This is a genomic window from Hymenobacter coccineus, from assembly GCF_001816125.1.
GTDB lineage: Bacteria > Bacteroidota > Bacteroidia > Cytophagales > Hymenobacteraceae > Hymenobacter > Hymenobacter coccineus.
On record NZ_MDZA01000115.1, the window covers coordinates 1 to 7,165 of the forward strand.

Sequence of the window (7,165 nt, forward strand, 5' to 3'; positions counted from 1 at the left end):
CAATTTTACCCAGCACTTTAAGGCCGGGCACGGTGGGCGTTTCGGGCACAGCGGCAACAGGCGCCGGCGCCGCTACCGGAGCGGCGGGTGCTGCCTGAGCAACCACCGGGGCCGGCGTAGGTGCTGGCGTGGGCGCAGGCTTCGCAGCTACCACCGGCGCAGGGCGCGGCGGGGCAGGCGCGGGCTTTGGAGCCGCGTCCAAATCACTCTGGCGCTTGGCCTGGATGATTTTCTGCGACTCCTGCCGGTCGAGCGCCGACGAGGCAAATTCCTTCTCCAACAAGCTCACTTGGTCGGCGGTCAGCTTCGTGGTGGGCTTGTTTTCTACTTGTGTTCCTTTTTTGGACAGGGCCGCAACGGCGGTGTCCATGCCAATTCCCAGGTCTTTGGCCGCCTGTTGTAGCCGTTTCGGGGTTGCTTCCGCCATTCTATGTTTCTCGCGAACGATACGCTTCTAAGTGCAAAGGTATTACATTAAATCTTGCCAGCGAGGCGCAAACCGCGCCTGCTAGCGCGATTTAACGTCCTTGCCGTACCGGCCGCCCGGCCGTCATTGGGCCGGCTCAGCGGCTGAGCCGGTGCCCGCTTCCTCGGAGACGGGGGTGGGGGCCCCAGCCTCTGCTGTCGTTTCTACAGTTTCAGCCACGGGAGCCGGTTTTTTGCCGGCTTCGGCCTGCCGATCGTCGAGGTCGTCGTCGTCGGCAAACTCTTGGCGGATAACCCGGTAGAGGTCGTCTACCGTTTCTTCTTCCAACTCCGTGCGGCGCACGATGTCGTCTTTTTTAACGGCCAACACGGCACGGCCGGTGTCGAGGCCAATTTTCTTCAGCTCGGCGATGATCCAAGGCTCAATCTCGTCGCTGAATTCTTCGAGCGAGATGTCTTCCTCGTAGTCAATGGCTTCGCGGAACACGTCGATTTCCATGCCCACCAACCGGCTGGCCAGCTTGATGTTGGCACCGCCGCGGCCAATGGCCAGGCTCACCTGATCGGGCTTCATGAACACCGACACGCGGCCGTTCTCGGGGTTGATTTTCATCGAACCCACCTTGGCCGGTGACAAGGCCCGGGCGATGTACAGCTCCAGGTTGTCAGTGTAGTTGATGATGTCGATGTTCTCGTTTTCGAGCTCGCGCACCACCGGGTGGATGCGGCTGCCCTTCATGCCCACGCAGGCACCCACGGGGTCGATGCGCTCGTCGTAGCTCTCCACAGCCACTTTGGCGCGTTCGCCGGGCTCGCGCACCACGTTTTTGATGGTGATGAGGCCGTCGTAAATCTCGGGCACTTCCAGCTCAAACAACCGCTCGAGGAACGCCGGGGCGGCCCGCGAGAGGATGATTTTGGGCGTGCCGTTGATGACTTCCACGCGGTGCACCACGGCGCGCACGGTGTCGCCCTTGCGGAAGCGGTCCTTGGGGATTTGCTCGCCCTTGGGCATCACCAGTTCATTGTCGTCCTTGTCCATGATGAGGGCCTCGCGGCTCCACACCTGGTACACTTCGCCGGTCACGATTTCGCCCACCTGGTCCTTGTACTTCTGGTATAGGTTGTCGCGCTCGAGGTCTTTCACGCGCTGAATCAGCGTTTGGCGGGCCATGAGCACAGCGCGGCGGCCGAAATCCTCGAGCTTGATGGACACGGGCAGGGTTTCGCCTACTTCGAAGTCGGGCTCGATTTTTTGGGCCTCGGCCAGCGGAATCTTGTCGAAATCCCAGATGTCCTCTGAGTCATCGTCCACGATTTCGCGGTTGCGCCAAATTTCTAGGTCGCCGTTGTCGGGGTTGATGATAACGTCGAAGTTGCTGTCCTCCTCAAACTTCTTGCGAATCATCGTGCGGAACACCTCGTCCAGGATGGACATCATCGTGGGCCGGTCGATGTTTTTGCTGCGCGCAAATTCGCCGAAGGATTCGATTAGTTCGTTGCTGTTCATAGTAATGGTCGGTAGTGCGGGGCCCCGGCAACGGGTACCCGCTAACTGGCTTACTTAAAAGAGATAACAACCGTGGCCTCCTTTATGTCCCCGAAAGGAAAAAAGGCGGCGGGCAGGATGCTTTTTTTGGTTTTGACTTTAACGACTTCGGCAATCTCGACGCCCTCGGAAGTAGCGGTGAGCAACTCGCCGGTTTTCTCGGTGCCGTCGGCCAGCTTGAGGGCCAGCGAGCGGCCGATGTGGCGCTGGTACTGGCGCGGGTCGGTGAGGGGCTGGTCGGCGCCGGGGCTGGTCACCTCGAGCGAGTAGGCGGCTTCTTCGCCGTAGTGCTCGTCGATGCGGCGGGCCAAGCGGCGGCTCACCTTGGCGCACTCCTCGATGCCCAAGCCCTGGGGCCCGTCGAGGGTGACCGTCACTTTGGGTAAAACCGAATCGGAGACGGTAAGATTCACCAAGAACACGTCCACGTCGTCGCCGATGGCGTCGTGGAGCATTTGCAGCACTAAAGCGCGGTCGAGGACCATAAATTAACCCGGGGCTAAGACAAAAAAAGAGGGGACTGCGCGTCCCCTCTTTTCAGATTGAATACCAAACTTCGGGTGCAAAGGTACGGCTTTGCCGCCGCCAAAGCAAACCGCGCCGGGGGCCCCTACCTTTGACCGCCGTACCGTTTTTGCCGCTCCATGAAATTTGTTTTGCTGCGCCCGCTGCTCGAAGTGCTGGCGGTGCTGGCCCTGGTGCTGGGCGTGGCGCGGTGGGTGGCCGGCTGGTTTGGCAAGCGCACCCACACGTATCGCGTCACGGCGGCACGGCAGTTGCGGCTGCTGGCCTGGCCCCTGCTGGCGCTGGGCACCGGCCTGAGCGTGGTGCCGGCCCTGGCCAAGGGGCCCCACGGCAACGCCAGCCCGCTGGAGTGGGGCCTGGCCGCCGGGCTGGTGGCCGTGGCGCTGGCGCTGGGGGCCCCGGCGGCGGTGCTGCACCTGCGTTACTGGGTGCTGAACCACGAAACCGTGCTGGTGCTGCAACCCAAGGAAAACCGCTTAGAGGTGTACCAGCACGGCCAGCGGCAGTACTTCGAGCGTCGCGACATTGCCCGGGTGCAGCGCGTGACGTGCCGCACCCGGGCCACGTTTTGGGCCCCGTATAACTACGTGCGCCTGCTGCTGCACGACGGCCGCGAAATCGTGCTCACCTCGCTGCTGGCCGACCTGGAGCCGCTGACCGTGTTCCTACGCTCGGTGCCCACCGACCGGCGCACCGTGGCCTGGGCCTGGGCGTAGCCGGGGCCCAACCGGCGGCCGCGCCCGACCTTTGCCCCATGTCCGCTTCTCCCCTACTGCACTACCTTGACCAAGGCCAGGGCCGGCCGCTGGTCATTCTCCACGGCTTGTTTGGCACGCTCGACAACTGGCAAACGCTGGCCCGCCGCTGGGCCCAGGACGCAGGCTTGCGCGTCATCAGCGTGGATTTGCGCAATCACGGCCGCTCGTTTCACAGCCCCGACCACAGCTACGACGCCATGGCCGCCGACGTGGGGGCCCTGTTCGACCACCTCGGCCTGGGCCCCGATGCCACGCTGATGGGCCACAGCATGGGCGGCAAAGTGGCCATGCGCTTCGCCCTGGGCCACCCCGAGCGGTTGGCCCGCCTCATCGTGCTCGACATTGCCCCGAACTTTTCCGACATGACTCACCAAGACGAAGTGCTGGCCGGGCTGCGCGCCGTGGACTTGGCCGCCATCACCAACCGGCAGGAGGCCGACGCGGCGCTGGGCCAGCATATCCGCGCGGTGGGCGTGCGGCAGTTCCTGCTGAAGAACTTGTACCGCGACGACGCCAATGCCTTTGCCTGGCGCATCAACCTGCCGGTGCTGGCCGGGGCCATGGCGGCCGTGGGCGAAGAAATCACGGGCGAGCCCTTCCTGAAACCAACCTTGTTTGTGCGGGGCGGCAAGTCGGACTACATCACGGCCAACGACAAGCTGTACGTCATCCCAGCGCTGTTCCCCAACTCGGAGGTGGCCACTGTGCCCGACGCCGGCCACTGGCTGCACGCCGAAAAGCCCGACGAAGTGTACGAGCTGGTGCGCGCGTTTGTGGGGCAGTAGCGCCGCCGTTTCACTTTTTATACCCTCATTTTTTCGCAAGCCTTGCCGCTCTACCTCATCCCCACGCCCCTGGCCGACGACACGGCCGCGCAGGTACTGCCGCCGCAGGTAGTGGCCGCCGTGGCCCGCCTCCCCTACTTTTTGGTGGAAAACGCCCGCACGGCGCGGCGCTTCGTGAAGAGCGTGGCTCCGGCGCGGGTGATTGAGGATATTCGTTTCGGCGTGATTGACAAGGACAGCACGCCGGCCGAGGTACGCGCCGCGCTGGAACCGCTGCTGCGCGAGGGCCTGGACGCCGGCGTGCTCAGCGAAGCCGGCTGCCCGGGCATTGCCGACCCGGGCGCGGCGCTGGCCGCCGAGGCCCACCGGCTGGGCCTGCCCGTGGTGCCGCTGGTGGGGCCCTCGTCGCTGCTGCTGGCCCTAATGGCCTCGGGCCTAAACGGGCAGCAATTCGCCTTCCACGGCTACTTGCCCATCGAAAAGGGGCCCCGGGCCACGGCCATCAAGGCGCTGGAGCGCGAGGCCCAGCAGCGTAACCAGAGCCAGTTGTTCATCGAAACGCCCTACCGCAACGGGGCCCTATTCCTGGATTTGCTGGCGCATTTGCAGCCTGCCACGCGGCTATGCGTGGCGGCCGACGTTACGGGCGCGGGTGAGTTTATCCGCACCCGCCCGGTGAGCGAATGGCGGAAGCAGACGGCGCCGGAATTACACAAGATTCCGACCGTATTTGTACTTGGGGTATAAGAATGTACCAATAGTACATAAAAGAGGGCCCCGGCGGTGAAGCAGCTTCACCACCGGGGCCCTCTTTGGAATGGCAAACTTAGTTCACCAGCACCGTTTCGCCGTGCTGGGTGGTGTCGAGGCCGTGGGCTTCGTGCTCGGCGTTTACTCGGATGGGGATGAGCAGGTTGGTGAGCTTATAGAGCAGGTAGGAGCCGGCAAACGTGAAGGCCGAAATGAACACCAGGGCCCCAAGATGCTTGTAGAGTAGCACCGCCGAGCCGGTGGTGGCCAGGCCGCCTTCCTTGGCAAATACGGCGGTGAGGATCATGCCCACGATGCCGCCCACGCCGTGGCACGGAAACACGTCGAGAGTATCGTCGAGGGTGGTACGGTTTTTTAAATCGACGGCGAAAGCGCTGATGGCCGCGGCTACCACGCCGATGAACAGCGCCGGCCCGTAGCTGACGTAGCCCGCGCCGGGCGTGATGGCCACTAGGCCCACCACGGCCCCGATGGCCGCCCCGGCCGCCGAGGGGCGCTGCCCGCGCACAGCTTCAATCAGCATCCAGGTGAGCATGGCGGCGGCCGAGGCCATGTGGGTGGTGAAGAACGCCTGCACGGCCACCGCGTTGGCCCCTAGGGCCGAGCCCGAGTTGAAGCCGAACCAGCCGAACCACAGCAGGCCGGTACCCAGCAGCACGAAGGGCACGTTGGTGGGCGTGTGCTGGTGGCCTTCCTTGTGCACGTGGCGGCGGCCCAGGGCCAGGGCCCCGGCCAGCGCCGCGAAGCCCGCCGAGATGTGCACCACCGTGCCGCCCGCAAAATCGAGCACGCCCCACTTGAACAGGAAGCCGTCGGGGTGCCAGGTCCAGTGGGCCAGGGGGCAATAAATTAGGAGGCTGAACAGGCACATGAACAGCAGGTAGCCCCAGAACCGAATGCGCTCGGCAAAGGCCCCGCTGATGAGGGCCGGCGTGATGATGGCGAACTTGAGTTGGAACGCCGCGAACAGCACCAGCGGCAGCGTGGGCGCGATGCGTGGGTGCGGGGCCGTGCCCACGTGGTTGAATAGCAGGAACGTCATCGGATTGCCGATGATGCCGTGGATGCTATCGCCAAACGCCAGCGAGAAGCCCACCACGTACCACAGCACCGAGATGACGCCCAGGGCAATAAAGCTTTGTAAAAGAGTGGAAATCACGCTCTTCTTGTTCACCATACCGCCGTAGAAGAACGCCAGGCCGGGCGTCATCAGCAGCACCAGGCCGGAGGCGGTGAGCATCCAGGCCACGTCGGCGGGGTCGAAGGACTTGGGGGCGGCGTCGGGGTGCTCCTGCGGGATGAAAGCGGCCACGCACGCCAGCACCACCAGCACGGCCACGCTGATGGAGGCCAGCCGCTGCTTGCGCGTGATGGCAACCGCGGATTCGATGGTGCTAGGCTCTAAATCTACTACCATTTGCTGATGGCAAGAGTAAATTCAGGCCCCTACCGGCAACAAAAATAGATAAAATCATAAAAAAGCCTCTTTATTTTTAAGGTATTCGCAATTTTTATGGAATTTACGCCGCTGGGGCCCCTCACGGCAACCCGATGGTAAAAGCCGTGCGCCCCGCGGGCCCGGGGGCGAGGCCGAACGCGAAACCGTGGGCCAGCAGCACGTCGCGCACCAGTGTGAGGCCGATGCCTTGCCCGCCACGCTTGGTGCTGAAAAACGCCGTGAACAGCCGCTCGCGCACCTCGGGCGTGAGCGGGGAGCCGTCATTCTCGATGCTGATGCTGAACGGATTAGCCGTGGTGCGCACCCAGATATTGCCGTCCGCGCCGATGGCTTCGAGGGCGTTTTTGGCCACGTTCAACAGGGCTTGTTCCAGCTGCGGGGCGTCGGCTTTGATGATGAGCGGGGCAGCGGCCAGCTCCCAGTGCCAGGCCACGCGGCGCTCGGCGCTCTGGGGCCCCAGCAGGCGGCCCAGGTTGCGCAGTAGGGCGTGCACATCGGTGGGGGCTAGCTGGGGCGCGGGCAGGCGCACGAGGCGGGCAAAATCGGCGATGAAGCTGGCCAGCTGCGTGTTGCGGGCAATGCTTACGTCGAGCGCCTCGGTGAAATCGGGGCGGTCGGCGGGCACGAGTTGCGGGGCGTAGTGCTGGAAGCTGCCCAGAATGGAGTTGATGGCCCCGATGGAGTTGTTGATTTCGTGCGACATGAGCCGGATGAGCTGCTCGTAGGCCTGCTTTTCCTGCTTGATGAGCTCCTGCGTCAGCTCCTCCAGCACCACAAACCGGCGCGTGAAGCCCCGGTCGAGGAAGTGCGCGGCGTGGGCCCGGTAGGCTTGCAGGCCCGAGAGGCGCAGCGCCCGCGGCTGGCCCTCGGCCAGGGCCCCCAGCGCGGGGCC

The 7,165-nt window shown here is 64.1% G+C and carries 7 protein-coding genes and 1 pseudogene; 3 read left to right on the plus strand and 5 right to left on the minus strand.

The genetic code is table 11. The features are described from left to right. The 3 genes and pseudogenes from BEN49_RS08875 to BEN49_RS08885 all read right to left on the minus strand — a co-directional run. A pseudogene (locus BEN49_RS08875) lies at positions 1–370 on the minus strand (translation initiation factor IF-2); the annotation flags it as partial. 180 nt (positions 371–550) lie between these two features. Beyond that, entirely contained in the window at positions 551–1,936 is a 1,386-nt protein-coding gene (gene nusA, locus BEN49_RS08880; protein ID WP_083325933.1) for a transcription termination factor NusA, read from the minus strand. Positions 1,937–1,986: 50 nt separating this feature from the next. After that, on the minus strand, positions 1,987–2,460 hold the full coding sequence (locus BEN49_RS08885) for an LSm family protein (RefSeq protein ID WP_083325934.1): 474 nt from the start codon (positions 2,458–2,460) through the stop codon (positions 1,987–1,989). Positions 2,461–2,619: 159 nt separating this feature from the next. Here BEN49_RS08885 and BEN49_RS08890 point away from each other — a divergent pair, with 159 nt between their 5' ends. The 3 genes from BEN49_RS08890 to BEN49_RS08900 are packed head-to-tail and all read left to right on the plus strand — an operon-like array spanning position 2,620 to position 4,790. Then, positions 2,620–3,216 carry a PH domain-containing protein gene (locus tag BEN49_RS08890; RefSeq protein ID WP_070742674.1) on the plus strand — a complete coding sequence of 199 codons (597 nt, stop codon included), beginning with the start codon at positions 2,620–2,622 and terminating at the stop codon, positions 3,214–3,216. Between the two features lie 38 nt (positions 3,217–3,254). After that, positions 3,255–4,043: an alpha/beta fold hydrolase gene (locus BEN49_RS08895; RefSeq protein WP_070742675.1), complete on the plus strand. Its 789-nt coding sequence runs from the start codon at positions 3,255–3,257 to the stop codon at positions 4,041–4,043. Between the two features lie 42 nt (positions 4,044–4,085). Continuing rightward, positions 4,086–4,790, plus strand: a complete 705-nt coding sequence (locus BEN49_RS08900; RefSeq protein ID WP_070742676.1) for an SAM-dependent methyltransferase — start codon at positions 4,086–4,088, stop codon at positions 4,788–4,790. Positions 4,791–4,869: 79 nt separating this feature from the next. Here the strand turns inward: BEN49_RS08900 and BEN49_RS08905 are convergent, their stop codons facing one another. Next, positions 4,870–6,231 carry an ammonium transporter gene (locus BEN49_RS08905; RefSeq protein ID WP_083325935.1) on the minus strand — a complete coding sequence of 454 codons (1,362 nt, stop codon included), beginning with the start codon at positions 6,229–6,231 and terminating at the stop codon, positions 4,870–4,872. 121 nt (positions 6,232–6,352) lie between these two features. Beyond that, positions 6,353–7,165 (minus strand): sensor histidine kinase (locus tag BEN49_RS08910; protein ID WP_141765632.1); only part of this gene is annotated, 813 nt, incomplete at its 5' end.

Excerpts from the sequence above, each read along its gene's own strand:
- nusA (WP_083325933.1), bottom strand. The coding sequence starts at position 1,936 with ATGAACAGCAACGAACTAATCGAATCCTTCGGCGAATTTGCGCGCAGC.
- BEN49_RS08885 (WP_083325934.1), bottom strand. The coding sequence starts at position 2,460 with ATGGTCCTCGACCGCGCTTTAGTGCTGCAAATGCTCCACGACGCCATC.
- BEN49_RS08890 (WP_070742674.1), top strand. The coding sequence starts at position 2,620 with ATGAAATTTGTTTTGCTGCGCCCGCTGCTCGAAGTGCTGGCGGTGCTG.
- BEN49_RS08895 (WP_070742675.1), top strand. The coding sequence starts at position 3,255 with ATGTCCGCTTCTCCCCTACTGCACTACCTTGACCAAGGCCAGGGCCGG.
- BEN49_RS08905 (WP_083325935.1), bottom strand. The coding sequence starts at position 6,231 with ATGGTAGTAGATTTAGAGCCTAGCACCATCGAATCCGCGGTTGCCATC.